Raw genomic sequence first — 23,781 nt, forward strand, 5'->3', positions numbered from 1 at the left:
GTGAAGCCCGCGGGATCGGTCCGGTCCGGACGCGCCAGCGATGGCGGACGATCTCATTCCGAAGCTGAAATGCGCCAAATTCGGCGGCAAGCGTGGTGGATTGATCTATACGCCCGACACCAGCCAGAGCGCATACGGCAAATGATAGCTCGAAGCTTGTCGGCATCTAGGTATTCCACCGGCACGTCGCGCCATGTCAGCGCATATTTGGGGTCGACAGCCATATTGAGGAACCGCTCGATCAAACTGCGGTTTTTGGCTTGCGTTGCGGGATCGAATTCAGCCCATTCCATTGTAGTTTCGAGCCGGCGTGCCGCTTGGCCGAACGTGCGGGGCAGGGCGCGGCCCGGCACGTCAATAATCTCCGCTTTGCCTGCGCAACCTTCGACTGCGCGACGGTACGCTGTCTCGAACATTTCGTCACCCGGCCGGCCGGAGAGGGCAATTGTTGAGCATGCGGATTGGCCCGAAAGCGCCAGTACTCCTTGCCGTTGACGACGCGCGACGAGGCGCCAGGGTAGTCGGGGTGTTTAGCCATCAAACCCTCCTTCGAGGCTTCTACGACACTTACTCTTCACTTGGCTTCCCTTGGGCTATCCCATCTGGTGAAAGAGCCGTGATTTGCATCCCGAGACGAAGGAGCAACGGGTAGGGGAAACCTCGACCTTGCTCTATGCCCTCATATGTGCGCTTCGGGATGCCCAACAATTTCGCTGCGCTTTCTGCCGTGAATCCTTCTCTTGCCCGCCAAGCTTTCACATCTCGCGAGAGCTCGTCTTTATCATTGACGTCAACCCGTTTGCTCACATGGAAATCATACTACGCCGACAGCGTATACGCAATCTGCGTAGTCACCTACGCCTAGCACTTTTTCCGCTTCGTTCCAAAAGCACCCGGAGACCACTCTCTTTGTCAGGCAAAGACGAAAAGGAGCTATCGAGGGTGACACGATCCCAGATCGTGCGACTGTTGACGAGCTTAGGCTTCGGCATGCGGCCATCGCCGACCATCTCGTCAAATAGCGTCGGTCCAACGCCAACGTAGCGCGCTGCTTCCTCGCGAGAGAGACCACGTGGAGGATAAGAAATCGCGTCAGCCTTCACAGCCGTCAACCCGAAAAGTACAACCGGCAGTGGGGTGAAGTCTGGCGAGTCGGTTACGCTGGTCACACCGTTCGTCCGCGGACCCACCAAGCCAGACATCCCGCGCCGCGCCAATTTGGAATGCGACCTTTTCTTACGAATGCACATCGCTGTTAGGAAGATGTCCCCCACGTAGGGTTCGGAAAACGGCGGCAATGGCGTGCAAATCGGAACGGTTGACGTCAGAATGCTTGCCCACCGCTCGCGAACGAGGCTTCGCTCAGGCGCATCGACCGCTGATCTTCGTTTTGGGATTGCATTGGCCATTGTCGCTTAGCCAGCGACGAGCAGTTGGCTATCTTGCATAGCATACGGACCGCCGTGGGCCCGGCCGACGGCACGGGTTTGGCGACGACGTTCGCGTCCACGACGCCGGATCAGATCCTCCGCGACATCAACGGCCAACTGACCGGCATCTTCGCCGGCATGCTAGGCGTTGAAATCACGGATACGCTGCTCCTGCCGTATTCGGTCCTGCTCGACATCTCGACGCGCCGCATCGACGCGGTGAACCAAACGACCATCCTGGAATTGGGTGAAGCGCAACAACATCTACACCCTGACCACAGGCGGCGAGCTCACTATCCGCGGAGCCTTCGGCTTATCTCGACACGTCTGGCGCCGGCGGCACCAAGCGCATGGTGGCCTATCGCCGCTCGCCCGAGGTGCTGAAGTTCCACATGCCGATGCCGTTCCAGTTCCTGCCGGCATGGCAGACCAAGCCGATCAAATTCGACGTGCCCGGCATCTTCCGTCTCGGCGGCGTCGATATCAGTCGGCCGAAGTCGATCCGCTATCTCGACCGCATCTAAGGAGGCGATGATGAAAGTCACCAATAGCCAAGCCGGCCCGCGCGGCATCAACACAACCAGCGCTCCGGTTCTCTCGATCCCGGCCAGACCGTCGATGTTGAGATGAGCTCTGCCGAACTAAAGGTCGCTAAGCAACCGGCTGGTTCTCGTTTTGCTGGGAAGGATTCGTCCCAATCGGCCGAGTTCCAGGGCAAGGCCGCTGCCGACAGGGAACGCGAGGACCTGAAGAAGCAGGCGGATGACCTTGGCATCGAATATGCCAGGAGCGTCTCGACCGAAAAGCTGAAGGAACTCGTCGACGCTAAGTCGGCGGAATGCCTGGATGGTTGCGGCGGCGGAGGCCGCCCGTTTGGGACGGACGGCCCTTGTTTTCAATCCTTCAAGGCGTCTCGGATCTTGTCCTTCGCCTTGCCGAAACCTTTCTGAAGGCTGCCTTCGGCCTTATCAGCGGCCCCGTCAGCGCGAAGCTTATCATCACCGGTGGCCTTGCCGATCTTATCCTTCACATCGCCGCGCAGTTTCTTCGCGGAACCCTTAACTTCGTCCTTGTGCATGGTTCTTCTCCTTTTGCAGAACTCAACGTGAGCGGAACCTGAATGTTCCAGAGTGAGCAGGATCGGCATGGCTGGATACGGTGACGATGCAGGCTTCACAGCCTATGCGGCCGCAGCCGGCCATACCGTGCCTGCAGGGACGATCGCGGCAGCCCGTCAGCGCGGCAGCGTCTACATCGATGGCACCTACGATATGCGCTTTCAGGGCGTGCCGACAGGCGGACTGGCGCAGGAACGTGCATGGCCGCGCACCGGCGCCACGGTCTACGGCTCGACGCTCGCCAGCGATTTGATCCCGCAACGGGTGATCGACGCCTCGTATGAAGCCGCATATCTCGAACTGGTTAAGCCCGGCCTGCTGTCGATCTCCTTTGACGCTTCCAAGAAGGTGAAGCGTCAGAAGGTCGAAGGCATCGAGCGTGAGTTCTTCGAACCAGGTGACAGCGGCAACATCTTCGCACCGGATGCGCCGGTCTCGACCATCATCGAGGGCTTGCCCGCCCCGCTAATCGGTCCCGCCTACGGTCTGCCTGATATTTCGGTCGTGTAGATGGCCGGCTTCTACGACGACATGGCCGAAATGGTCACGGAAGTGCTCCAGCCGGATGGCGAGGGCGGATTAGGGCAGGGAGAGGTCTTTCTGCGGAGAAAGCACAACCGGCGCTCTAGACCCATCGATGCCATGGATACCGGGCACTCCGACGGTGACAGATTATCCGCTCGAGGCCGCGAGACGCCGAGTCTCTCAGAAATACGTCGACGGGGGACACTGATTGTGGCGACCGACAACCAGATCACGTTCGCGGTGCCGGCCATTGTCACCGCCATGACGGCATCATCGACGGCGCCGAGCTGGTCATGAAAGACCTGCGGCCCATCCCACCGGCAGGTACGCCGGTGGCGTATATCGCATTGTGGCGGCTTAAAATACCGCGAGGTATTTCAGCAATGAAACGATGCCGATGATGATCACGACAACTCGAGCGATCTGGCGGGTACGGCCGTCAAGCGGCAGCAGGTTAACGAGATACAATACCAGAACGATGACGAGGAAAGTGATCAGAATACTGATCAAAGGTGTGCCGGCCATTGCCCCTCACTGACATGAAAACTAGCCAGCAACACTGCGTTGCGTGGCCTGAAAGTTCCACATGCTAAAGCGCCTATCACCTCGCGAGCGATTCGAACAGCTTGTCTCGACCTATGAGCCGATGCTGCGCGCCGCGTTCATCGAGGCGATCGACGACATCCGCTCGAACATCGTCCTGCGCCGCATAGTTGAGCGCCTTGAGCGCGGCGACATCAACGGCGCGATCCAGGCGATGAACCTCGACGAGGCCGCGTTTCGGCCCCTGGAAGAGGCCCTCCGGCAGACCTTCAACGGCGGCGGCGTTGCCAGCGTCGAGCAGATGCCGGCGCTTCGCGATCCAAGCGGCTTTCCGGTCGTGCTGCGGCGCCAATCCGACCAGGACGGCACTGGAGGTGGTCGGGCGCATCAATCGGGTGACCGGCAGCAGAAAAGGCGGGGTGATCGGGCTCACCACAGTTCAGAGCGACTATGTTGCCCGAGCCCGCGATGAACTGCTCTCTGGCGAGCCCGACCAGTTGCGGGCCTATCTGACTCGGAAGCAACGCGACAAACGTTTCGACCGAACGATCACATCTGCGATCCGAGATGGTAAAGCAATCCCTACCAATCTGGTGGACCGGATCACCGCCCGATATTCCGACGGACTGCTGAAGCTCCGCGCCGACAGGATCGGGCTGCACGAGACGTTTGCCGCACTTGGAGCATCCAAAGACACATCGCATTTGAGCAGGCGATCGCCAAGGGTGCGGTATGGCCCGATGCGATCACAAAGGGTTGGAAGCACACGCCGCAAGAACACCCTCGGGTTCAGCACGTCGCCATGCAAGGCCTGGCCGGAGCAGGCCTTGCCAGCGTGGTCTCATCGGCGCTGGACAATTCTCCGATCACATTCGAGGGGGTGACGGTGTTGACCCCCGGATGTGCCGCAGGGCGGCGTCCGATCTCCATATCCGATTGTCCAGAACTGGGTATGCGCGGCCACCGTGGAGCGCTTCGTTACCGACTCCCCCGGGACAGTCCACGTCCCCTCGACGTACACCCTTGACCGTCGCGCTTTGATCGAAGGGTACCCTCCGGAAGGTCGGGAAACCTATCAGCGTTCCGTCACGATCCCTTTGGCGGCCGCAGTGGGCAAGGCGCGCTACGATGCCCGTTTTCCTATGTCTACAATCTGTGGCACAAGCTGACGAACCCATTCGTCGTTTCCGCCCCTTCCGCCGTTTTTTGCCATCACGCCAGCACCGGCGCCGCTTGAGCCGCTGACGCCCGAGCAGCCGGCCGGCCGGCCTCTCAGGACAGACCACGCTCGCCGTGCTGAAGCTGCCAGTGGAGCCATTCCCTACGGGGGCTCGGTGCTTTTTCGTCACGCGCTTGGGAACAGGCGCCAGATAGGGATGTTTGGCGTAAGGAGTTTTCTCCCATGGCTGACGAACAGGATAGAGCGCCGAACAGCCCTGAAATCGTCGTTCGACGCTTGGTCAAAGAAACCGGCATTACCGAAGAACAGGCCCGAGAGCTTATCTTCCTTCTCGGGCTCCAATGGGCATCGCTGCTCCGGGAAGCAAAGGCCATGGTTCGATCAAGCGCCGTGCCACCAGGTCGGCGGCATGCACTTTAGGGAGCGACGCTGGCTACTTGGACGCAAAGAGAGAGAGAGAGAGAGAGAGAGAGAGAGAGAGAGAGAGAGAGAGAGAGCAGCGCACGACAGATGCTGCACGGTCATTAATCGATATTGAGCGCGCGGCCCGAGATGCAAAGACGGCTGGGATCGGGCGCCAGAGTGGACGAGGTGCGCCCCATCGATACATGGAAGGGTGCCCTCGTTGAGGCATCCTTCCACTCAAGTACTTGGGATTATGGAGATAATTTTGGTAGCGGGAGAGCGCTACCGCCTTTCCCCCCACTCATCGAACCACCACTTCCGGCTTCGTTGCTGCGGCTGAGCGAGATAAGTCGAGCGGCGATAATGCCTTTGGTCGCCGAAGACAGAGCGTCGTCGCCGATCAGCCGCCGGACTTGTCGAGAACTGCAATCGCGCGCGATCTCGCCCGGTCGGCTTCCATCCCGAAGCGAAAAATCTGAATCAGCACGAAGATTGATTCCTTGCCTTCGCTGATAAATAAAATGAAAACCAGGCGTGGTCACGATAGCAGCCGATGCTGACGCCACCCTGATCGCGAAGCTGCTAGCAAATCATGAACTTGTTGCCTTTGGGCCGAGGGGTCAACCTTCCGTGCCGATTCACAGATGCATCTGGAAAGCATCGGGTGCGTTCTCGATTTACCAGGCTTCGACCTGTCGCGACTGAACAAACCGAATTGACGCGCCGCTTCTATATCCCCTTCAGGAGGGGCGTTTCGTCGAGCACCTCGACCATATATTCAATGAAGGCACGTACGCGGTGTGGCAGCGGTCCGCCACCGACATAGATGGCATGGACCAGTTCGAGGTCGCCTGGATTGCAGTCTTCGAGTAGTGGCACGAGCCTTCCATCTGCTATTTCGGCGGCGACATGGAAAAGCCCCAGCCGTGCAATGCCAGCGCCGGCAAGCACCATCTGCTTCAGGGTCTCGCCATTGTTCACGACAAGGCTACCCGTGACCGGCTGTGCGACGTCGCGACCCTCGAACCGGAAGGGCCAGGATGGCCGGGCGCGGCGGAAGTTGAAGGTCAGGCAGTCATGGCGCTCGAGATCGGCGGGGATCTCCGGCTTGCCCCGACGCTCGAGATAGGTAGGGGCGGCGCAGATGACGCGCCGGCTCTGCCCGAGCTTGCGCGCGATCAGACCGCTGTCCGGCAGATTGCCCATGCGGATAGCGACATCGATTTTCTCCGCGACGAGATCGACGATCCCGTCCGTGAAGCTCAGATCGACGACCAGATCTGGGTTGCGGGCGACGAATGCGGGCATGGCCGGGGCCACGAACATCGTGCCGAACGGGATGGTGGCGTTGACCCGCAGCCGCCCCCGAACCGCCCCGCCAGACGCTTCCTGATCGGCGTCGTTCAGGTCCTGCAAGATCCTCAGCGCGGCATGATGATAGGCCTCGCCTTCCTCGGTTAACGTGATGGCACGCGTCGTGCGCAACAGAAGGCGCGTGCCGAGGCGCGTTTCCAGCCGGGCGATCAGCTTGCTCACCGCCGACGGTGTAATGTCAAGCTTGCGAGCCGCCGCGGAGAAGCCGCCCTCCAGCACCACGCGGGCGAACACCTCCATCTCGCCTGACCGTTCCATCAGGATGCGCGGCATTGGTGATCTTCATTCACAGGTGCATATCCTGTATTGGCAATAGTTCTTCTAGCTCTCAAATCATAAATTGCCTCCAGGCACAATCTGGAGACTTTTCATGGACCTGCAGCTGAGGGGCAAGACCGCCCTTGTCACCGGCGCCACGGCCGGCATCGGGCTCGAAATCGCCCGCGCACTCGCGCTCGAAGGCGCAATCGTCATCATCACCGGCCGCGACCGGGCGAGGCTCGATGCGGCGATCGCCACCGTCAAGGCGCCGGGCGACAAGGCCGTCAGCGGCATCCTGGCCGACGCCGCCAGCGCCGAGGGCGCGGCCCTCATCGCCAAGGGCGCGCCAGCGATTGATATCCTGGTCAACAATCTTGGCATCTACGAGAGCAAGCAGTTCGGCGATATCACCGATGCGGACTGGAGCCATCTGTTCGACGTCAACGTGATGAGCGGCGTGCGTCTGTCGCGCGCCTATCTCCCCGGCATGCTGGAGCGGGACTGGGGTCGGATCATTTTCATCTCAAGCGAATCCGCCCTCGCCATTCCGGCCGACATGATCCATTACGCGACCACCAAGACGGCGCAGCTCTCGATCTCGCGGGGCCTCGCGCAACTGACTCGCGGCACCAACGTCACGGTCAACGCGGTGATGCCGGGGCCGACCCGTTCGGACGGCATCGAGACCTTCCTGCGCAGCCAGGCGAGCGACCCGTCCGCACCGATCAAGCAGATCGAGGCCGAATTCTTCGCCAGCGCACGCGCCCCATCGATCCTGCAGCGCATGATCGAGGCGGAAGAAGTCGCAAACCTCGTCGCCTATCTCGCCAGCCCTCGCTCATCAGCCACCAACGGCGCCGCCCTGCGCACCGAAGGCGGCCTCATCAACACCATCGCCTGACAGAGGTATCAATGTCACAGTCACCGCTTACCGTTATTGCCATCACCACCGCCAAACCGGGCAAGGAGGCGGCGCTCGGCGCAGCCCAGGAAAAGCTGGTCGAAGAGACGCTGCTCGAAGACGGCTGCCTGCGCTACGAACTGCATCAGTCGCTCGATGATGGCCGGATCCGCATCTTCGTCGAGACCTGGGCAAGCGAAGACGAGTGGCGCGCGCATATGGACGGCGCTGCGATGCAGCGCTTCCAGGCGAGAGGCGTCGGTGACTATTTCGCCGATTTCGCCCTGCACCGCCTAACCAAAGTCGCGGGCTGACATGGGGCATCCGTCATCCGAACACGGTGGTGCTCGGGTCGGATATATGCCGACGGACCTGCGCGCAATCCCCGTCTAATCCCGTGCAAAAGAGATTCCATCCTGGAACGACGGCTACTTGCTGACAAGGCGCATGATGGTATCGATATTGAACTGCAGCCTTGTATCGAGAGCTTCCCGCGACATCAGATCACGCTCGTAGATGATGGCGCCGGTAAAGCGGTTGGTGAAGTAGAAGTAGCCGATGGCGGCGATCGTGCTGTTCAACTGAACCGGATCGACGCCGTCCCGGAATACGCCCTGCTTTGCACCGCGCTCCAGAAGCGTGTCGACCATCGTGACCAGACGTCGGCTGATGGCCTGAACGACCTTGGACTTCTTGAGATGGCGCGCCTTGTGCAGGTTTTCGCTGTTAACCATGATCAGGAATTCCGGATTATCGAGATAATATTTCCAGGTGAAGCGCACCAGCCTTTCCAGCGCTTCCTTGGGGTCGAGATGATCGAGTTCCAGCTTTTGCTCGGCCGTTCGAATATCGACATAGGCGTCTTCGAGCACGCGCTGGAACAGGCTCTCCGCTCTCGCTGCAGAATAGAGCAGCGGCGAAAGCCTGTCCGAGCATGCGATCGTAGCGTCGGGCGGGATGGTGATAGCGGAGGACCACTGTCTATGGAATCGCGTCAAATCACCAGTACATACATCGGCTATTTGAGGTTCGCCTCAAGCTTTTCATCCCCAAAAGAATTGCCTCCCAGGTGCGGCTCGATATCCGAAGCTTGGCGATCCTGTCCCACATGCTTGCCCTCACGTCCGTACCCTAAGGGCCTGTTCCAGCCTGTCGGCAATCTGGGTGACGATATAGGCAATCACCATGTAGATCACGACGGCAATCACGAAGGCTTCGAGGTAGTAGTAGTTCAGCGCGGCGGTCAACTGGGACTGCGCGAAGATATCGACAACCTCGATGGCGAATCCGAGAGAAAGCGCCTTCATGATGACCATCATCGAGGTTGTCAGGTCGGGAATTGCCGTGAGAGCCACCTGGGGAAACAGAATCCGTCGGAACAGTTGGCCGTTTGTATAGCCAAGCGAATGGGCGGCGTCTGACTGACCTGTGTCGAAGGCGTTCAGGGCTCCCTTGATAATCTCGGATTGGAACGCAGCGATACAGCCTGTCACTGCGATAACAAGAATGACCGAGTTGGGTGTTTCGTGGGCGTTGAAGTTGATCCCGAGCAACGAGAGCAGGAACTGGAATGCCGGGGGGAGACCGAAATAGGCGAGGAAAATCACGATGACCATCGGAACGCCCTTGAAGACTATCTTATAGGCCATGACGAGCTCTCGCAGCACCGGCACTCGTCTATATTCGACCAGTGAAAAAATGCTGCCGACTAGCGTCGACAAGACGAAAATCGTGAGCGCCATTCCAAGCGTTACAGGTACGGCGCCCAGGATTTCCTGGGTGTCCTGGAGCAAAATATCGGTCTCGAACATGGTTGAATACCCTTACGTCAGACGCTGGCAATGGCTGTGTTCTTGATCTGAGCTGTTGCCGTGGCCTCAGGCGCTTGCATCGGCGAGCGAAGCTCGAACAAGTGCACGATGAACCACGCTATCAGGCACATCAGCGCATAGATGACCGCCAGGACGAGGTATGTTTCGAACTGATACTGGTTATAGTCGCGCTCCATGATCAAATGCGCGGTCGCCATCACGTCCGCCGCCCCGATGTACATGACCAGCGCAACGTTGTGGATCAGGTAGATGATGGAGTTTCCATAGCCCGGCAATGCGAAGTGCACCGCCTGAGGCCCCACGATGCGGGTGATCTTCTGGCGAAAGGTATATCCGAGACTGTCGGCTGCATCATGCTGGCCGCGATCGACGGCCAGGTATGCGGGCCGCAGGACTTCCGACAGATAGCCGCCATGGTAAAAGCTCAGTCCGACCATCGCAGCGATCGTCGGCGAGAAGAAATCTGCGGAGCCGAAGAGGGCCACCAACAGGGGGAGCCCGTAGAACGCGACGAACAACTGGAGGACGACGGGAACGCTGCGGGCATAGGACACGTAGAGGTCGCTGAGGTGGCTGATCACTGGTATCCTGCGAACCCGCAATGTTGTCGCGACGAGCGCCAAGCAAAAGCCGACCAACATGGCGGTAAACGTGATGGCGAGCGTCAGCGGCAATGCCGAGAGCAACTCGGGAATCATAGCAGAAACATCCACTTTGAAACACTCCTTCTTGCAATTCAGCCTTGCGCTGACGATATCTACTCAGATCGTGTCATTTCATATACTTGACGATGCCTTCGCCAAACCACTTCTGCGAGAGCTTTTCGATCGTGCCGTCGTCTTTTAACTGCTTGAGAACTTTGTTCACGTCGTCGACAAGAACCTTATTTTCATCTGACCTGTGAATAAGCATATAGGTGTTGTTGGTGAAGACTGGTTCGGACGCCACGATGTCGAGCTTCTTTTCATCGATGACGGTCTGCTCACCCAGATTTGAAGGCAGGACCAGCGCGTCGAACTTGCCGTTCTGAACCTCATCCAAACGGTTTGGATACGGGATTCCGGCGCTGGACGCCGTCACGTCAAGCTTGTACTGCGGATTTTCTTTCTGCCAGTTCATGATGAACTTGTAGGTTCCGCCGCCAGCAGTGGTCGGAACGATCCTCTTGCCGACCAGGTCTTTCATTTCATTGATGCCGCTACCTTTCTTGCTGTAGATCTTCATCAGGCTGGCGCCCATGGGGTTTTCCGGAATGAAGAACTGCTTGGCGCGCTCGGGTGACTTGTAGTAGCCACCGACCGCGATGTCGTATTTCCCGGTGGCAAGGCCGGTTTCCTGCGCGATGTCGGAGACACCTTCCATCTCGAACTTGTACTGCGGCAGCTTTGCGTTGATCGCCCTCAGGAGATCGGGTTCATAGCCTTGTGGTTCGACGCCGATCGCACCCCACGCCAGCGGCTTGGATTCCGCAGACGTCGCGATCTTGATGGTCCGAACGGTCTGACCGTAACTGATCCCTGCTGCCGCAAGGCCAATTGCGATGCTGCCGACGACGGCCAGGGCATAACGACGGGAAAAACTGGATTTGATTGCAGACATTTCTTAGGTTCCCTTCTTGTTGAGTTATTGAAAAGCAAGTTCTGATTGCAGGAATTGCGCAAGTCGTGGGCTGGAAGGCGTATCGAAGATCTCAGCCGGACTGCCATCGGCGGCAACCACGCCCCGATCCATGAAGACGATCCGGTTTGAGATGTTCCTTGCGAATTGCATCTCGTGGGTCACAAGCAGAGAAGTGATCCCGGACGACGTGACGTCTTTGATCACCTTAAGAACCTCACCGACCAACTCAGGATCAAGCGATGACGTCGGTTCGTCGAAGAGCATCACATCCGGCCGAACCGCCAGCGCTCGTGCGATTCCAGTCCGCTGGAGCTGGCCGCCTGACAGTTGGGACGGGTAGCTGTCCCGCTTGGCGGAGAGGCCAACTCGTTCAAGCTCCTTGAGCGCGATTTGACGGGCCTCATCGGTGGATTTGCGCTGCACGACGACCAGCGGATCCATGACATTCTGGAGGACGGTCATGTTCTTGAAGACGTTGAATTGCTGAAAGACCATCGCTGTCCGGAGCCGGATCGCCTGGATCGCGGATTTGTCAGCGCGCTGGTAATCCATCTGGATCTGATCGAACGCGATGGTTCCAGATGCCGGCTTAACCAGGTAGTTGATGCATTTCAGCAGAGTAGTCTTGCCGGTGCCGCTTGGGCCGATGATTGACACAACGTCACCTCGCTTTACCGAGAGATTGACGCCGTTCAGGACCTGCGTGCTTCCGTAGGACAGCTTTATATCTTTGAGTTCAAGCATTCTGGTTGGTGCCCTTCAGAGTGTGGGACGGAGTGCCTTGACCGCATGCGATATCATCACCCGCTCTCCGCATGGCCGAGAACGTGCATCAGCCGGTTGGCCCAGCCGAAGATCGATATGGCGTGGATCAGGTCGATGATCTCGCAGTCATCCATGCCGACTGATCGAAGCGCGGCAATATCGTCTGCCGTCGCTTCCGACGGGGCCGCCGACAGGCGGCGGGCAAAGCTGTAGATTGCCGCATCGCGAGGGCCGAGCGCTTCAGGTTTGTCGAGATATAACGCGGTGACCACCTGGTCGCTCTTGGTCAGCTCTGCATGCCTGCGGGCGTGGACAACGGCACAGAATTTGCAGCCATTGACGATCGAGGCACCCAAGGCACCAAGCTCGCGGTCGGGACGGGCAAGTCCGCCTTCAACATACATGATTGCGTTGAACAAGACGGTGCGGGCAAGATAGCTCTCTGGATCATGCGCAAGGGTGCGCACATATTCCGAAACTTTCTTGGCCGATGGCGTGACCTTCATCGCCTCAAGCTGTTCCGGCGTGGCCTCGGACAGCTCGACCGGCGCGATATATGGATGCCAATTCAACGGCTTCAGACGAACCGAGGAGATCATGTCGACCTCATCAGGCGCAAGCCGGTCGCCACCCGTGTCTGGAAGTTGACAAAGGCAATCAGCTCCGAGAGCGCGACGATCTGAGGATTGTTCAATCCGGCCTTAGCGAGAAGGGCGATATGGCTCGCTTCCGCCTTTTTCGGCGTCAGGGTGATCAGGTCAACATGACGGACGATGGTCGCCAGGGGTTCATTCAAATCCGTTTCCCCCTGAGCCAAGGCCAGAAGCTGCTCAGTCGGACCAAGTTGAGCCAGTTGCACATCGTATTCGGCCATCAGGACCGGATCGCCATTCAGGGCGGCCATGCGACGGGCCAGAGCAACCCTTAAATTCGGCGCCAGCCCCTGATCGTTTGCCGGCTGCAGGACGGAGACGCGACATTCCTCCGCCCCCTGCACGAATTCGGGCCGAAACCGCCGTGCGGCGAAAAGGGTATCGTCCGGTGAAAGGCCGGCAGCCTTGTCCATCGCGTCGATCACAACGCGGCCTCCTTCTGCAGCAGGGGAGTTGAATCGACCCATTCGTCGCCCAGAAGTTCTGGCGTGTCGTAAGCCATCAGATTGGCGAAGTGGGTTTCGACATCTTCGGCAAAAAGTGACGATGCGATGCCGCGCACAAGACGGTCGGCACCGGCGCTGACGGCCGGGATGTCGCCCGAGACCTTGCCGTGCGTCAGCATGGCGGCGTCGTTGAAGCAGTGGATATGTGCCAGCATCGGGCAGGAACCGGGAATGCGTTCGCGAAACTCGAAGGCAGGACCGAGATCCGGCGCATCCGACATGCCTGCCCGCGGCGGCCCCATCTCCGCTGAATACCGACCATCCGACCAGGTCCGGATATGCGGGGCGAGCGCGGCAAATTCCGGGCGGTCACTGAAGTCGTTTGAAAAGCCGGTTGCAGCGATCAGGAAGTTGTAGTGCATTGGCCCCTGCGTTGTTTCGATCAGCAGGCCCCCGGCATCTTCCTTTACCGCAAGTATGCCGCAGTCGAGAAAGAACCGAGCATTGGAGTGGCGAGATACGCGAAGCGTCGAAGAACGCGGCGGCGGCGTCTGGGTCGAGGCGGTGTAGTCGAAGAATTTCCACTTCCACGCGTCGGGTAGTTCATGGATGCCGAGCACGACACCCTGGCTGCCGATGCCGGTCAGCTTGTTGATGCGTGGCATTTCCTTGCGGCGGATCAACATGTCCACAGAGCCGGCGCCAGCCTCGAGCGCCGTCGCGGCATTGTCCATGGAAGAGGCACCAGCGCCGATGACCGCGACACGCTTGCCTTTCAGCGCGTCGAAATCGATGTCGTCGGCAGAATGAGCCCAATAGGCGCGATCGATGCCCTTAAGGAAATCGGGCACGGCAAAACCGCCCAGACCCGACCGGCCTGTGGCCAGAACGAGATGACGGGTGAGAACCCGGCCCGTTTCGGCGCCCTCGACATCGACTGCAATCAGATCGCCGGAGGGCGCGACGCCGGTTATGCGCACGCTGTTGCGCACCGGCAGAGCAAGGACCTTGCGGTACCAGACCAGGTAATCCATCCACTGGCCTCGCGGAATCTTGTCAAGCGCCTGCCAGGCGTCGGTTCCCCACTGCGCCGTATACCAGGCGCGGAACGTCAGATGAGGCAGCCCGAGCGACGGACCATGCAAGGTCTTGGGCGACCGAAGCGTTTGCATACGGGCAAAGGTCACCCATGGTCCTTCGAGCCCGGCCGGAGCCGCATCGTAGGCGACGACATTGGTGATGCCGGTCAGCACCAGTTTTGCCGTGGCGGCAAGTCCGCACATGCCGGCGCCAATGACAACGACGTCACGGACCGGGACGCCATTCTCCGTGCGCGTCGGAACCCAAGGCTTGGCCGGCAGCTCGAGAAACTCGAGATCCTGTGCAAGCTGCGCTTCCAGCGCAGCGAGCCCCGCCGGGGCCGGCAGTGTGGGGGTATGCTTCATATTCCAGTCCCGTGATTTGTGCCGGATTCAGAACCGTTCACCAACTGGCCGGCCAAGGCCGGATCGAGCTTCGTGAAACCGGCGATCGAGCGTTCAGCAACCGCTTCGACCGCGTCCATCAACGCCTTGGCGACCGGACGAAGTGGGCGTTTTTCGGCGGCCACAACGCCCCAATAAAACAGAACGGTCACGTCGATCGGGCGGATGACGACATCAGGCAGGGCGACGCCATAAGCGGTGAGAGGATCGATGACTGCCGCAGCGCCAGTCTGGCGCACGATCTGCAACGCACCGTACGCGGTATTGGTCCGGATCATTGGACCGGTGTCGATGCCCCTGGCCGCCAGTGCCTTGGAGACATGCAACTGAAAACGCAGCGGATTGAGAAGCGTGGCGACGCGTCGACCGGCAAAAGCCGAAAGCGGGATCACATCAAGCTCAGCCAGCGGATCGTCCTTCCGCACGGCAGCCACATCGGGTGCCGAATAGAGCCTCAGGACATCCAGGCCGGGCGTGTCGAGCGGCAGGCTCGAAAAACCGATCTCGGCACGGCCGCTGCGCACTTCCTGGGCAACGATCGAAGGAAGAAACTGCCCGAGATGCGTCTCGTGCGGAAGTTCGACACCCTTGAGCTCGGCCATGGCCCTCGGGATCAAGCCGGTTCCGATCGCAGAGGTGGTGACAATCTGCAGGATCCGGCCTCTGCCGGCGGCAATCATTTTGGCCCGAGCTGCCAACTCGGTGAAGGACATCAGCAAGCGCCGCGCTTCCTCCTCGAAAGCCGCACCCTCTTCGGACAACTGCACGCGTCGACCGACACGGTGCAACAATTCGAAGCCGAGCTCCACCTCGAGGTCCTGGATGGTGCGGGTCACCGAAGGCTGGGAACGTCCGAGCACGTCAGCCGCCTTGGTGATGCTGCCGCTGGCAGCAACAGCAAGGAAGGCCTGGAGATCTCGAGTTTCCATTTACGCCTACATGCGTTCTATGTATTAGTACGATCGTCTCATGCAAATTTGATATATGTCAAGGCGGAAATGAAATATGGCCGGGGACGTGTCGGTGATTCGAGGTAGGTCGAAATGGTTCGCCAACCCACAGAGCGTCGTCGACCGTCCCGGCCATGTGGCTCGAACGCGTTCCAGTTGATCCCGTGGAGTGGCGATCGCATGGGTGGGCGGGCGCAAGGAAGCGATGGGTTTCGATCGAGTTGTGCCTGCGTGCTCACAAAGCAACGGCCTTCAAGCCGCGATCCATAAGGACTGGAACAGGAGAAATCCTATGCGCGTGAGTATTCTGGGGGCCGGCGCAATTGCTTACGGCCTTGCTGCCTACCTGGCAGAGGCGGGACATGATCCGATGCTTTGGTCGCCGTCAGGAGAGCGCACCAAGGCACTCGCCGCCGGCGAATTTCTAACGGCCACGGGCGCTATCGAGGCAACGGTGCCGGTGCGTATCGCCAAGAATTGCAAAGAGGCCATCGCCTCTGCAGACGTTGTGATGATCGCCCTGCCGGCTAACGGGCACAAGAAGGTTATGGATGCTGCCGCTCCTTACCTGAGCGAGGGAACGCCTGTCATCATCAGTTCGCACAGTTCCTTCGGAGCGCTGTATCTTTCCAAGCAGTTGTCGGAACGCAAGGTAAGCCTGCCGATCGTCGTCTGGGGCACAACACTCGTGACCGGCCGCCAGTCCGGACCAACAGAAGTCCATGTTACCAGCATTCGCCAGAAGCTCGATGTCGCGACGCTGCCTTTCGATTCGATGGACCAAGGGTTCGACCTTTGCATGACCCTGTTCGGAGATCGTTTCGTCAAGCGCGACGGTTTGCTTGCGATTGCGCTTAGCAACCTCAATCCGCAGAACCATCTCGGGATCGCCCTTCTTAATCTCACACGGATGGAGAAGGGAGAGCAGTGGAGCCAGGCCGGAAACGTCACGCCGGCTGTCGGCCGTCTTATCGAGGCCCTGGACGCGGAACGATTGGCGATCGCCGCCCATTTTGGAATTGCCGTGCGCACAGTTGAAGAGCATTTTTCATTGTCGTTTCACGTCCCCATGGGCACCGTTTCGGAAATGAACCAGGAGATGGAACGCCAAGGCCGCGGCGGCTTGGGCCCCACAACGATCGAAAGTCGCTATATTCTGGAGGACGTTCCGTTCGGACTGCTACCGACCGTATTGTTGGGGAAGATGAGCGGCAATTCAGCGCCCCTCCATGAATCTGGAATTTCCATATTCTCGGCAGCTTTTGGTCGCGATCTCAAGGCAGACAATGATATTCTTCCTGCACTCGGCATCGAGGCGATGGCAAAAGCGGATTTTGAAAACCTTTGCCACGAGGGATTTTGACGAGACAAAGGGCTGCATCGCTGAAGCGACGACCACTCTCCAATCCCAACGAATGGTTGTTGCTTAAACCAGAATCGAGGCCCCTCTGAGGCTTGTTGCATCCCCTCCAGGAGGATAGTATCAAGGCATGAGCGAGCAACCTCACATCCACGAAACCCATCCCGATATCGTCAAGCGCCTGAAACGGGCCGAGGGACATCTCAAGAGCGTCATCGAAATGATCGAAGCGGGCCGACCCTGCCTCGACATCGCCCAGCAGCTCCATGCTGTCGAGAAGGCCATCTCGCAGGCCAAGAAGACCTTGATCCAGGATCACCTCAACCACTGCCTTGAAGACGTCGTCGGACCGCTGGCGCGCGATCAGCGCCGCTCGATCGACGAGTTCAAAGATATCACCAAGTACCTGTGAGAAACGCCAGGATGGACAAAGTTCGCGATTGGTTCGGGTTCGGCCCGGTGACGCAAGGCATGGGCGGCCATGGGCATGATCACGGCGAGGGCGGCCACGGCCACACGCACGGCGTCATCGATCCGACGATCGCGACGACCGACCGGGGTATCTGGGCGATAAAATGGTCATTCGTCATACTGGCCATCACCGCGGCACTTCAGCTGGTGGTCGTGTTCCTGTCCGGCAGCGTGGCGCTGCTGGCCGACACGATCCACAATGTCGGCGACGCGGTCACCGCCATCCCATTGTGGGTCGCCTTCATGCTGGCCCGTCGCAAACCCAGCAAGACGTTCACCTACGGGCTGGGCCGCGTCGAGGATCTGGCCGGAATTCTGATTGTTCTCATCATCCTGTTCAGCGCCATCGTTGCCGGCTACGAGGCGATCGACCGGTTGATCAATCCGAAGCCAATCACATTTCTTGGCTGGGTCGCCATCGCGGGCGTCATCGGTTTCATAGGCAACGAAGCCGTTGCCATGTTCCGCATCCGGGTCGGCCGCGAGATCAACAGCGCGGCGCTGGTCGCCGACGGTTATCATGCGCGCACCGACGGCTTCACCAGTCTGGCGGTTGTGCTGGGTGCTATCGGCGTTTGGCTGGGCTTTCCGCTCGCCGATCCGATCATCGGACTGTTGATCACGCTGGCGATCTTCGCCATCGTCTGGCAGTCGTCGAAAGCCGTCCTCACCCGCATGCTCGACGGCGTCGAGCCCGGCATCGTCGATGAAATCAATCATGCCGCCGAGCATGTGTCCGGCATCGAGCGCGTCCAGAGCGTGCAGGCGCGATGGATAGGTCATCGTCTGCATGCCGACGTCGCCATTAGCGTTCCGGACATGGCGACGGCCAAGGACGTGCTGGGCGTGACCGAAGCCCTCAAGGAGGAGCTGTTCGCCCACTTGCCGGCGTTGGCGGAAGCCAATGTCCGCCTGGTGAGCCCGGCCGGGCCGGCCGCCAAGGGCGAGGAAGCCTCTCATGCTCACCATCATGCGCCGGAGCCCTTCAAGGTCGCCTGCGATCTGGCTGCAGGGACATTGGAAATCGTCGACACACCGGCCGGCGAGCGGATGCGGCTGACCATCGATCGGCATGCCGACGATTTGGCGGCGACGGTATTCATCGACCGCCCCAACGGGCCGGAGACGCTTCGCCTCGAGCCTGTCGCTGACAACCATCATCGGCTTGAGAGCACGGTGGCTCCGGCCGAGCCTCATGAGTTCCAGGCGAGGTTGGTCCTGGCCGCGAAGGATCGCGAGCAGGTGCTGCCGTTCAAGATGGTCGAACCCGAAGGTCACCATCATTAGGTCGACAGACAGATACGCGGTTCAATGAGCGATCTCGCAGCTTATGCCGGTTTGTTCCTGGCGGCGTTGCTCGCAGCGACGATCTTCCCGATGCAATCGGAAGCAGTGCTGGTCGGGCTGCTGCTTGCGGACTACTCGACCTGGTTTCTCATCGCGGTGGCAAGCGTCGGCAATGTGCTTGGGTCGGTGATCAACTGGCTGCTCGGGCGAAGCATCGAGCGCTTTCGGGGCCGGCCGTGGTTTCCGATGAACCAAGCGCAACTGGAACGCGCGCAAGCATGGTATCGTCGTTATGGAAAATGGTCGCTCCTGCTGAGTTGGCTGCCGATTGTCGGTGATTCGCTGACTGTCGTCGCCGGCGTCCTGCGCGAGCCTTTTCGGGGTTTCCTTTTGCTGGTCACTGCCGCCAAGGTCGGCCGCTATCTTGTTCTTGCCGCAGTGACGCTGAACCTGACTTGACCTCGCGCATGGATCGAAATGCGTGGGAATGGTCCCGGCTGGGCTTGACTACAATGCCGGAGGGGCCATTTTCGGCTATGCTTATTGCCTCGCTCTCCAACTGGAGGTGCGCTCAATGTCGAAGGCCATCTTTGTCCTGGCGCTCGCAACTATGTGCCTGTCTTCGGCGCCGGTGTATGCCGACAATGTCGATCTGGGGCTAGAAGCTTTTCACGAAACCTGTCTTGCCCATGGCCCCGACTTCGAGCGAACCGCCGCTGTGGCGAAGACGCGTGGATGGACACCGCTATCCGGTGACGCAGCGCTTGCCCCAGTCGATGACGTGGATGCCTTTCAAGGATGGGCGGTGACTGGCCACGATCTACCTGCCGGAACCATGATCGCGGTGACCAAAGCCACCTTGAACGGCAAGGCCGTGCAGACCTGCTCCATCAGACTGTTCGACGTCGACCGCGCTACATTCGAGCAACGCTTTTTCGCCTGGACGGACGCTGAAAAAATCAGCGAGGACCGGAATGGAGATCAGGTCTCCAAACTCTACATATTGATTGCAGGCAATCGCAGGCAGCTTGTCCATTTGACATCGCCGGTCGACACGGGGAGATCGAACACGATCATTGCAAGCTCGATAGCCGACGACTAGTCAGGCGCCGATGCCTTTTCCCGCCATCCTCTGGAACAGGTCGTCTGCCTGTGTCGGCGAAAGGTTCGTGTCGGTGGCGACCCACCAGGCGAGGATCGCAAGAAATGCGCCGGCGATGAACTGAATGGCGAATTCGGCAGGCATGCCGCGATCGCCGATCCGTTTCTCGACGAGTTCTTCCCGGACGGCTCGCCGGATACGCTCACGCAATTCGTCGTGGATCGTATCGCCGCTGCTTGCAAGCAATGCGTGGTGAAGCGGTCGGAATGCATGGGCGTGCTCGAACATGGGCAGGCTGAACTCGAACAGGCGGCTACCTGTTTCTTGACTTGCCACCTCGCGCCTGCGGCCTATCGACCGCAGATGCGCCTCGATGGTCGCGCTGCGCAGAGCATCCTTGTCGGCATAGTGGGTATAGAAGGTCGGCCTGCCGACATTGGCCCTCTGGCAAATGTCATCGACGGTGATGGCAGCATATCCCTGCTCCGGGATCAGGGCGATGAGCGCGTCCCGCAGCAGGTCGCGCGTCCGCGCGACGCGTTGATCGATCGTGTTCCGCTCGCCCGCGCGTTCGATTTTCATGGCCATGGCCCTCTGCAGTGCCCGGTTTCGGACATTCGGCGGTCCGGTGTCCGACAACAGCATTAGCAGACATTGTGTCCATTATGATACGCCAAGTCCAGGAGCTCAAATCGGGTTTGGGCACGCCACAATGAAGCAGAAGGTCGCCAGACATGCACTCATCTGATCATCATGATACGCCAAGTCCAGGAGCTCAAATCGGGTTTGGGCACGCCACAATGAAGCAGAAGGTCGCCAGACATGCACTCATCTGATCATCACGCCGCCAATGGACCGCATTCGCGCAAGAGGGTGATAGCGTTGGCCCTGCTTGCCAAGCTGTCGCTGGTCGCCGGCTTCCTCGTCCTCGCCAAATTGGCATGGGCTATATCCAGGCCGGCGCCTGGACGGCGGCATTCCACGGCCTCGTCCTTGCGGTGATCGCAGGATTGGCGCTGTGGGGCAGCCTGCGTCACAGGGGGCTGGTCGGCAAAGGTGCGCAGAGCGCGAGCGATAGGGGCATCGGCATCGTCCTGCATCGGGCGGCGGCCTATGACTTGCTTGCGCGCGTTCTGACCTTTGGGCGCGAGGGCCGGTTTCGCGAACTCATGCTTCGCCCGGCAAAGCTCCAGCCTGGCGAAGCGATGCTCGATGTGGCCTGTGGAACGGGAACCCTTGCCATTGCAGCGAAGCGGCTGGTCGGTTCGGGCGGAAGCGTCACCGGCGTCGATGCGTCGGCCGAAATGATCGAGAGGGCGCGCGCCAAGGCCGAGCGGTCTGGTCTCGATCTGACTTTCGTCAACGGGACGGCGCAGGAGCTTCCCTTCAGGGACGCGCAATTCGACATCGTCGTCGGCACGCTGATGCTGCATCACCTGTCGAAGCCTGTTCGATCGGCCTTCATCCGCGAGGCGGCACGCGTCTTGAAGCCAGCAGGCCGGCTGTTACTCATCGATTTCGGCAGGCCGGTGCGCAAGTCCAGAGTGCCCAGGCTCCAAAAGCATGGTCATGTCGATATGCATTCGGTCGCCTCGCTGCTGACCGAGAGCGGATTCCAGGTCAGCGATATCGGCGCCGTCGGTACCAAGAACCTGAACTATATTCGCGCGATGACGAACAAGGACCAATCAGGGCAAGCGTCGCCGTGATCATGCTCAGACGCTAGTTGCATGGCGACCTGTTCTGGCATGTCCCATTTCGGCCTGCTTGCAATGGCAGGTGTCTGCGTGATGCGGAATCGACGAGCGAAGTGTGAGCGAAAAATGCGACTGACCGGCATGGTATCAGGCGCGACGCTGTTGCTCGCTTCCGCCGCGGCGGCGAGCGCCCATCCGCATGTCTTTGCCGAAGCGAGGCTGGACCTGACCGTCGGTCCAGACAGGACGGTCAAGTCGCTTCGGCATTCCTGGCGTTTCGACGACCTCTTTTCCAGCACTGTGCTGATGGAATTCGACAAGAATTCCGACCTTGTCCTTGATGCCAAGGAACTCGATGAAGTCGCTCTCACCGTCCATGCGTCGCTGGCCGAGTACAACTACTTTCAGATGGTGACCTTGAACGGCGAGGACGTGAAGATGGCGCCACCGCCGAAGTTCAGCGTCAGCTATGAAAACGATCAACTCGTCGTCCAGTTCGAAACGCAGTCGAAGGACCCGTTGGCCCTTACTGGAAAAGTCAGCATCGGCGTATACGACCCGACCTTCTACACGGCGATCGATTTTACCGACGACGACAAGATTGCTGTGGCTGGCCTGCCTGAAGGCTGCTCACGCGCGGTCGTGCGTCCAGATCCGGACACGGCCATCGCGCAGAACCAGAAGAGCCTGACCGACGCGTTCTTCAGCGACCGACGGGGACCGATCTCGGCAAGATTTTCGCGACGCGCCTCGAGTTGACGTGCGGCTGACCCGGAGCCGGTTCGATGGCCATGTTCCAGACGCTGGTCGAGTTCCAACGCACGATCTACCTGGCGCTGGCCGAGCAGATCAAACTGCTGTCGGCTGGCGGCGGCTGGCAGGCATTCACGGCTTTTCTGCCCATGGGTGTTCTGTTCGGGGCGGCGCATGCGCTGACGCCGGGCCATAGCAAAGCCGTGCTGGCCACTTATCTCGCCGGATCGGATGCCAGCGTCCGGCGTGGGCTTCTGGTATCGCTGACACTTTCCTTCACGCATGTGACGATCGCGGTGCTGATCGCCGCGCTCTCGTTGCCGTTGGTGTCCATTGCCCTGGGCAGTGTTGGCCGTGCGCCTCTACTGGAAGATGTCAGTCGCGGCCTGCTCGGGCTGATCGGCCTCTGGATGCTGTGGCGCGCATTGAGCCACGGCCACCACCACAAGCATGAGGGCGAAGCGGTTGGGGTGATGGCCGGCTTGATCCCATGCCCGCTGACGCTTTTCGTGATGACCTTTGCGATATCCAGGGGTGTTCCGGTCGCCGGCATTCTTTTCGCAATCACAATGATGGCTGGCGTGGCGCTGACGCTGTCTTGCGTTGCGGTGCTGTCGATCTTGTTTCGTGAACGTCTGGTGCATTTTTTCGACAGTCGGCCACGCCTGTTCGAAGCCGTTTCCCGAACCATAGAGGGCGCTGCCGGCTTAGCCCTTTCGGGCGTGGCGGTTTGGCAGATCACGTCGGCCTGAAATGCCGTGAACCAAATCGAGCGGTGGATCAAGATCCATTTGCCAAAGGTCAGCCGTGTCTTCGCCGGGGCGGAGCGCTTCGACGCGCATCTGTGGAACAGGCGAATAATTGACGCCCGCGACCCCCGGTGCCAGGCCGAACTTGTATCGCGCTAGATCATGCGCTTGATGTCGATGTAGTGTAAGTGCCCGGTGACGACCGGGTTCGGATCGGATAGGGGTCGGGCTCTGGACGCTGAAGATAGTGTCCACGAGCGGGGCTTAATGGACACGATCGCGACGGATGGAGTGGCAGGCCAACATTCTCGTGGCGAGACGGCGCGCGCCCGCCGGCGCAAGTCATGCACTCTCGAAGAGAAGCAGCGGCTGGTTGCCGAGAGCTGTGAGCCTGGGGCGTCGGTGTCGCTGGTGGCGCGGCGGCATGACATCAATGCGAACCTGTTGTTCACGTGGCGCCGGCAGATGCGCACGCCGACGTCCCCGCTGGAATTGGTCCCCGTCGAAGTTATCAGCAGCGCGTCGGCTGCCTACCAGCCGCGGCGGCCGGGGCGGAACAGCGCGGCATGATTGAGATCGTCCTGGTCGGCGGTGTGCGCGTGCGGGTGGACGCCGAGGTCAGCGAGGCAGCGCTGCGGCGGGTGCTGTCGCTCTGAAGGCGGTGGCATGATAGCGCCTGGGTCTGGGGTGCGGGTCTATCTGGCGACGCAGCCGTGCGATATGCGCAAAGGGATGGATGGCTTGGCCGCCCAGGTCCAGAACGTGCTGGCCGCCGATCCCTTCTTATGCGTCGGGCGAGATTATGTGGCGGAGCCGCCCTGACGCCCGTCAGGGCCGGCCAAACCCAGCTTGCCTCCGCCACATAATATTTCGTG

At 60.0% G+C, this 23,781-nt stretch carries 32 protein-coding genes and 1 pseudogene; 17 read left to right on the top strand and 16 right to left on the bottom strand.

Going from position 1 to position 23,781, the window contains the following annotated elements; translation table 11 throughout:
- Window positions 1–567: 567 nt before the first annotated feature.
- Complete coding sequence (locus NKH98_RS31240; RefSeq protein ID WP_352904107.1) at window positions 568–807, bottom strand: helix-turn-helix domain-containing protein; 240 nt, start codon at window positions 805–807, stop codon at window positions 568–570.
- 44 nt (window positions 808–851) lie between these two features.
- Window positions 852–1,103, bottom strand: coding sequence for a hypothetical protein (locus NKH98_RS31245; protein WP_352904130.1), 252 nt, complete (start codon window positions 1,101–1,103; stop codon window positions 852–854).
- 360 nt (window positions 1,104–1,463) lie between these two features.
- On the opposite strand from NKH98_RS31245, the gene NKH98_RS31250 reads away from it, so the two are divergent.
- Together NKH98_RS31250 and NKH98_RS31255 are read left to right on the top strand one after the other, a co-directional pair.
- Window positions 1,464–1,814 carry a major capsid family protein gene (locus NKH98_RS31250; protein WP_352509238.1) on the top strand — a complete coding sequence of 117 codons (351 nt, stop codon included), beginning with the start codon at window positions 1,464–1,466 and terminating at the stop codon, window positions 1,812–1,814.
- A complete protein-coding gene (locus NKH98_RS31255; protein ID WP_352751950.1) occupies window positions 1,781–1,954 on the top strand; it encodes a major capsid family protein in 174 nt (57 codons plus the stop codon). The genes NKH98_RS31250 and NKH98_RS31255 overlap by 34 nt, the downstream gene beginning before the upstream one ends.
- Window positions 1,955–2,325: 371 nt before the next feature.
- Here NKH98_RS31255 and NKH98_RS31260 read toward each other — a convergent pair whose 3' ends face one another.
- On the bottom strand, window positions 2,326–2,508 hold the full coding sequence (locus NKH98_RS31260) for a CsbD family protein (RefSeq protein ID WP_352904108.1): 183 nt from the start codon (window positions 2,506–2,508) through the stop codon (window positions 2,326–2,328).
- A gap of 67 nt (window positions 2,509–2,575) precedes the next feature.
- On the opposite strand from NKH98_RS31260, the gene NKH98_RS31265 reads away from it, so the two are divergent.
- Window positions 2,576–3,058 carry a DnaT-like ssDNA-binding protein gene (locus tag NKH98_RS31265; protein ID WP_352509235.1) on the top strand — a complete coding sequence of 161 codons (483 nt, stop codon included), beginning with the start codon at window positions 2,576–2,578 and terminating at the stop codon, window positions 3,056–3,058.
- Window positions 3,059–3,370: a hypothetical protein gene (locus NKH98_RS31270; protein ID WP_352904109.1), complete on the top strand. Its 312-nt coding sequence runs from the start codon at window positions 3,059–3,061 to the stop codon at window positions 3,368–3,370.
- A gap of 60 nt (window positions 3,371–3,430) precedes the next feature.
- Here NKH98_RS31270 and NKH98_RS31275 read toward each other — a convergent pair whose 3' ends face one another.
- Window positions 3,431–3,598: a Thivi_2564 family membrane protein gene (locus NKH98_RS31275; protein ID WP_352509233.1), complete on the bottom strand. Its 168-nt coding sequence runs from the start codon at window positions 3,596–3,598 to the stop codon at window positions 3,431–3,433.
- 76 nt (window positions 3,599–3,674) lie between these two features.
- Complete coding sequence (locus tag NKH98_RS31280; RefSeq protein WP_352509986.1) at window positions 3,675–4,049, bottom strand: hypothetical protein; 375 nt, start codon at window positions 4,047–4,049, stop codon at window positions 3,675–3,677.
- Window positions 4,050–5,018: 969 nt separating this feature from the next.
- Here NKH98_RS31280 and NKH98_RS31285 point away from each other — a divergent pair.
- Entirely contained in the window at window positions 5,019–5,216 is a 198-nt protein-coding gene (locus NKH98_RS31285; RefSeq protein WP_352904110.1) for a hypothetical protein, read from the top strand.
- A 714-nt stretch (window positions 5,217–5,930) separates the two neighbouring features.
- Here the strand turns inward: NKH98_RS31285 and NKH98_RS31290 are convergent.
- Window positions 5,931–6,848 (bottom strand): LysR family transcriptional regulator, encoded by a 918-nt coding sequence (locus NKH98_RS31290; RefSeq protein WP_352904111.1) that lies wholly within the window; start codon window positions 6,846–6,848, stop codon window positions 5,931–5,933.
- Window positions 6,849–6,945: 97 nt separating this feature from the next.
- Here NKH98_RS31290 and NKH98_RS31295 point away from each other — a divergent pair, with 97 nt between their 5' ends.
- A complete protein-coding gene (locus NKH98_RS31295; RefSeq protein ID WP_352904112.1) occupies window positions 6,946–7,737 on the top strand; it encodes an SDR family NAD(P)-dependent oxidoreductase in 792 nt (263 codons plus the stop codon).
- A gap of 11 nt (window positions 7,738–7,748) precedes the next feature.
- Window positions 7,749–8,051, top strand: coding sequence for a putative quinol monooxygenase (locus tag NKH98_RS31300; RefSeq protein ID WP_352904113.1), 303 nt, complete (start codon window positions 7,749–7,751; stop codon window positions 8,049–8,051).
- A 114-nt stretch (window positions 8,052–8,165) separates the two neighbouring features.
- Here the strand turns inward: NKH98_RS31300 and NKH98_RS31305 are convergent, their stop codons facing one another.
- The 9 genes from NKH98_RS31305 to NKH98_RS31345 all read right to left on the bottom strand — a co-directional run bounded on the left by NKH98_RS31305 (window position 8,166) and on the right by NKH98_RS31345 (window position 15,466).
- On the bottom strand, window positions 8,166–8,735 hold the full coding sequence (locus NKH98_RS31305) for a TetR/AcrR family transcriptional regulator (protein ID WP_352904114.1): 570 nt from the start codon (window positions 8,733–8,735) through the stop codon (window positions 8,166–8,168).
- A 120-nt stretch (window positions 8,736–8,855) separates the two neighbouring features.
- A complete protein-coding gene (locus tag NKH98_RS31310) occupies window positions 8,856–9,548 on the bottom strand; it encodes an amino acid ABC transporter permease (protein WP_352904115.1) in 693 nt (230 codons plus the stop codon).
- Between the two features lie 17 nt (window positions 9,549–9,565).
- A complete protein-coding gene (locus NKH98_RS31315) occupies window positions 9,566–10,282 on the bottom strand; it encodes an amino acid ABC transporter permease (RefSeq protein ID WP_352778251.1) in 717 nt (238 codons plus the stop codon).
- Between the two features lie 58 nt (window positions 10,283–10,340).
- Window positions 10,341–11,168, bottom strand: coding sequence for a transporter substrate-binding domain-containing protein (locus NKH98_RS31320; protein ID WP_352904116.1), 828 nt, complete (start codon window positions 11,166–11,168; stop codon window positions 10,341–10,343).
- A 24-nt stretch (window positions 11,169–11,192) separates the two neighbouring features.
- Window positions 11,193–11,933, bottom strand: coding sequence for an amino acid ABC transporter ATP-binding protein (locus NKH98_RS31325; RefSeq protein ID WP_352904117.1), 741 nt, complete (start codon window positions 11,931–11,933; stop codon window positions 11,193–11,195).
- A gap of 56 nt (window positions 11,934–11,989) precedes the next feature.
- Window positions 11,990–12,553: a peroxidase-related enzyme gene (locus NKH98_RS31330; RefSeq protein WP_352904118.1), complete on the bottom strand. Its 564-nt coding sequence runs from the start codon at window positions 12,551–12,553 to the stop codon at window positions 11,990–11,992.
- Entirely contained in the window at window positions 12,550–13,032 is a 483-nt protein-coding gene (locus NKH98_RS31335; protein ID WP_352904119.1) for a CMD domain-containing protein, read from the bottom strand. Before NKH98_RS31335 ends, NKH98_RS31330 begins: the two co-directional genes overlap by 4 nt.
- Entirely contained in the window at window positions 13,029–14,498 is a 1,470-nt protein-coding gene (locus NKH98_RS31340) for an NAD(P)-binding domain-containing protein (RefSeq protein WP_352904120.1), read from the bottom strand. Before NKH98_RS31340 ends, NKH98_RS31335 begins: the two co-directional genes overlap by 4 nt.
- Window positions 14,495–15,466, bottom strand: coding sequence for a LysR family transcriptional regulator (locus tag NKH98_RS31345; protein WP_352904121.1), 972 nt, complete (start codon window positions 15,464–15,466; stop codon window positions 14,495–14,497). Before NKH98_RS31345 ends, NKH98_RS31340 begins: the two co-directional genes overlap by 4 nt.
- Window positions 15,467–15,779: 313 nt before the next feature.
- On the opposite strand from NKH98_RS31345, the gene NKH98_RS31350 reads away from it, so the two are divergent.
- From NKH98_RS31350 to NKH98_RS31370, 5 genes are all read left to right on the top strand, one after another.
- Complete coding sequence (locus NKH98_RS31350; protein ID WP_352904122.1) at window positions 15,780–16,850, top strand: NAD/NADP octopine/nopaline dehydrogenase family protein; 1,071 nt, start codon at window positions 15,780–15,782, stop codon at window positions 16,848–16,850.
- Window positions 16,851–16,977: 127 nt separating this feature from the next.
- The gene (locus tag NKH98_RS31355; RefSeq protein ID WP_352904123.1) at window positions 16,978–17,259 is read left to right on the top strand and encodes a metal-sensing transcriptional repressor; all 282 of its coding nucleotides are present in this window, start codon (window positions 16,978–16,980) and stop codon (window positions 17,257–17,259) included.
- Between the two features lie 11 nt (window positions 17,260–17,270).
- Entirely contained in the window at window positions 17,271–18,605 is a 1,335-nt protein-coding gene (locus NKH98_RS31360) for a cation diffusion facilitator family transporter (protein ID WP_352904124.1), read from the top strand.
- A gap of 24 nt (window positions 18,606–18,629) precedes the next feature.
- On the top strand, window positions 18,630–19,064 hold the full coding sequence (locus NKH98_RS31365; protein WP_352904125.1) for a YqaA family protein: 435 nt from the start codon (window positions 18,630–18,632) through the stop codon (window positions 19,062–19,064).
- Between the two features lie 115 nt (window positions 19,065–19,179).
- Window positions 19,180–19,707: a hypothetical protein gene (locus NKH98_RS31370; protein WP_352904126.1), complete on the top strand. Its 528-nt coding sequence runs from the start codon at window positions 19,180–19,182 to the stop codon at window positions 19,705–19,707.
- Here the strand turns inward: NKH98_RS31370 and NKH98_RS31375 are convergent, their stop codons facing one another.
- The gene (locus NKH98_RS31375; RefSeq protein WP_352904127.1) at window positions 19,708–20,289 is read right to left on the bottom strand and encodes a TetR/AcrR family transcriptional regulator; all 582 of its coding nucleotides are present in this window, start codon (window positions 20,287–20,289) and stop codon (window positions 19,708–19,710) included.
- Window positions 20,290–20,648: 359 nt separating this feature from the next.
- On the opposite strand from NKH98_RS31375, the gene NKH98_RS31380 reads away from it, so the two are divergent.
- The 5 genes and pseudogenes from NKH98_RS31380 to tnpB all read left to right on the top strand — a co-directional run bounded on the left by NKH98_RS31380 (window position 20,649) and on the right by tnpB (window position 23,728).
- The gene (locus NKH98_RS31380; RefSeq protein ID WP_352904128.1) at window positions 20,649–21,416 is read left to right on the top strand and encodes a class I SAM-dependent methyltransferase; all 768 of its coding nucleotides are present in this window, start codon (window positions 20,649–20,651) and stop codon (window positions 21,414–21,416) included.
- A 129-nt stretch (window positions 21,417–21,545) separates the two neighbouring features.
- A pseudogene (locus NKH98_RS31385) lies at window positions 21,546–22,174 on the top strand (DUF1007 family protein).
- A 21-nt stretch (window positions 22,175–22,195) separates the two neighbouring features.
- Window positions 22,196–22,909 carry a HoxN/HupN/NixA family nickel/cobalt transporter gene (locus tag NKH98_RS31390; protein ID WP_352904131.1) on the top strand — a complete coding sequence of 238 codons (714 nt, stop codon included), beginning with the start codon at window positions 22,196–22,198 and terminating at the stop codon, window positions 22,907–22,909.
- A gap of 264 nt (window positions 22,910–23,173) precedes the next feature.
- Complete coding sequence (gene tnpA / locus NKH98_RS31395) at window positions 23,174–23,476, top strand: IS66-like element accessory protein TnpA (protein ID WP_502894351.1); 303 nt, start codon at window positions 23,174–23,176, stop codon at window positions 23,474–23,476.
- A gap of 96 nt (window positions 23,477–23,572) precedes the next feature.
- Complete coding sequence (tnpB, locus tag NKH98_RS31400) at window positions 23,573–23,728, top strand: IS66 family insertion sequence element accessory protein TnpB (protein ID WP_352904129.1); 156 nt, start codon at window positions 23,573–23,575, stop codon at window positions 23,726–23,728.
- The last annotated feature ends 53 nt before the right edge of the window (window positions 23,729–23,781 follow it).

Source organism: Mesorhizobium sp. M0833 (assembly GCF_040319905.1).
In the GTDB taxonomy this organism is placed as follows: domain Bacteria; phylum Pseudomonadota; class Alphaproteobacteria; order Rhizobiales; family Rhizobiaceae; genus Mesorhizobium.

Excerpts from the sequence above, each read along its gene's own strand:
- NKH98_RS31310 (WP_352904115.1), bottom strand. The coding sequence starts at position 9,548 with ATGTTCGAGACCGATATTTTGCTCCAGGACACCCAGGAAATCCTGGGC.
- tnpA (WP_502894351.1), top strand. The coding sequence starts at position 23,174 with ATGGACACGATCGCGACGGATGGAGTGGCAGGCCAACATTCTCGTGGC.
- NKH98_RS31330 (WP_352904118.1), bottom strand. The coding sequence starts at position 12,553 with ATGATCTCCTCGGTTCGTCTGAAGCCGTTGAATTGGCATCCATATATC.
- NKH98_RS31270 (WP_352904109.1), top strand. The coding sequence starts at position 3,059 with ATGGCCGGCTTCTACGACGACATGGCCGAAATGGTCACGGAAGTGCTC.
- NKH98_RS31355 (WP_352904123.1), top strand. The coding sequence starts at position 16,978 with ATGAGCGAGCAACCTCACATCCACGAAACCCATCCCGATATCGTCAAG.
- NKH98_RS31320 (WP_352904116.1), bottom strand. The coding sequence starts at position 11,168 with ATGTCTGCAATCAAATCCAGTTTTTCCCGTCGTTATGCCCTGGCCGTC.
- NKH98_RS31290 (WP_352904111.1), bottom strand. The coding sequence starts at position 6,848 with ATGCCGCGCATCCTGATGGAACGGTCAGGCGAGATGGAGGTGTTCGCC.
- NKH98_RS31255 (WP_352751950.1), top strand. The coding sequence starts at position 1,781 with ATGGTGGCCTATCGCCGCTCGCCCGAGGTGCTGAAGTTCCACATGCCG.
- NKH98_RS31360 (WP_352904124.1), top strand. The coding sequence starts at position 17,271 with ATGGACAAAGTTCGCGATTGGTTCGGGTTCGGCCCGGTGACGCAAGGC.
- NKH98_RS31375 (WP_352904127.1), bottom strand. The coding sequence starts at position 20,289 with ATGAAAATCGAACGCGCGGGCGAGCGGAACACGATCGATCAACGCGTC.
- NKH98_RS31350 (WP_352904122.1), top strand. The coding sequence starts at position 15,780 with ATGCGCGTGAGTATTCTGGGGGCCGGCGCAATTGCTTACGGCCTTGCT.
- NKH98_RS31345 (WP_352904121.1), bottom strand. The coding sequence starts at position 15,466 with ATGGAAACTCGAGATCTCCAGGCCTTCCTTGCTGTTGCTGCCAGCGGC.
- NKH98_RS31390 (WP_352904131.1), top strand. The coding sequence starts at position 22,196 with ATGTTCCAGACGCTGGTCGAGTTCCAACGCACGATCTACCTGGCGCTG.
- NKH98_RS31370 (WP_352904126.1), top strand. The coding sequence starts at position 19,180 with ATGTCGAAGGCCATCTTTGTCCTGGCGCTCGCAACTATGTGCCTGTCT.
- NKH98_RS31325 (WP_352904117.1), bottom strand. The coding sequence starts at position 11,933 with ATGCTTGAACTCAAAGATATAAAGCTGTCCTACGGAAGCACGCAGGTC.
- NKH98_RS31260 (WP_352904108.1), bottom strand. The coding sequence starts at position 2,508 with ATGCACAAGGACGAAGTTAAGGGTTCCGCGAAGAAACTGCGCGGCGAT.
- NKH98_RS31365 (WP_352904125.1), top strand. The coding sequence starts at position 18,630 with ATGAGCGATCTCGCAGCTTATGCCGGTTTGTTCCTGGCGGCGTTGCTC.
- NKH98_RS31340 (WP_352904120.1), bottom strand. The coding sequence starts at position 14,498 with ATGAAGCATACCCCCACACTGCCGGCCCCGGCGGGGCTCGCTGCGCTG.
- NKH98_RS31285 (WP_352904110.1), top strand. The coding sequence starts at position 5,019 with ATGGCTGACGAACAGGATAGAGCGCCGAACAGCCCTGAAATCGTCGTT.
- NKH98_RS31380 (WP_352904128.1), top strand. The coding sequence starts at position 20,649 with ATGGGCTATATCCAGGCCGGCGCCTGGACGGCGGCATTCCACGGCCTC.
- NKH98_RS31300 (WP_352904113.1), top strand. The coding sequence starts at position 7,749 with ATGTCACAGTCACCGCTTACCGTTATTGCCATCACCACCGCCAAACCG.
- tnpB (WP_352904129.1), top strand. The coding sequence starts at position 23,573 with ATGATAGCGCCTGGGTCTGGGGTGCGGGTCTATCTGGCGACGCAGCCG.
- NKH98_RS31295 (WP_352904112.1), top strand. The coding sequence starts at position 6,946 with ATGGACCTGCAGCTGAGGGGCAAGACCGCCCTTGTCACCGGCGCCACG.
- NKH98_RS31275 (WP_352509233.1), bottom strand. The coding sequence starts at position 3,598 with ATGGCCGGCACACCTTTGATCAGTATTCTGATCACTTTCCTCGTCATC.
- NKH98_RS31265 (WP_352509235.1), top strand. The coding sequence starts at position 2,576 with ATGGCTGGATACGGTGACGATGCAGGCTTCACAGCCTATGCGGCCGCA.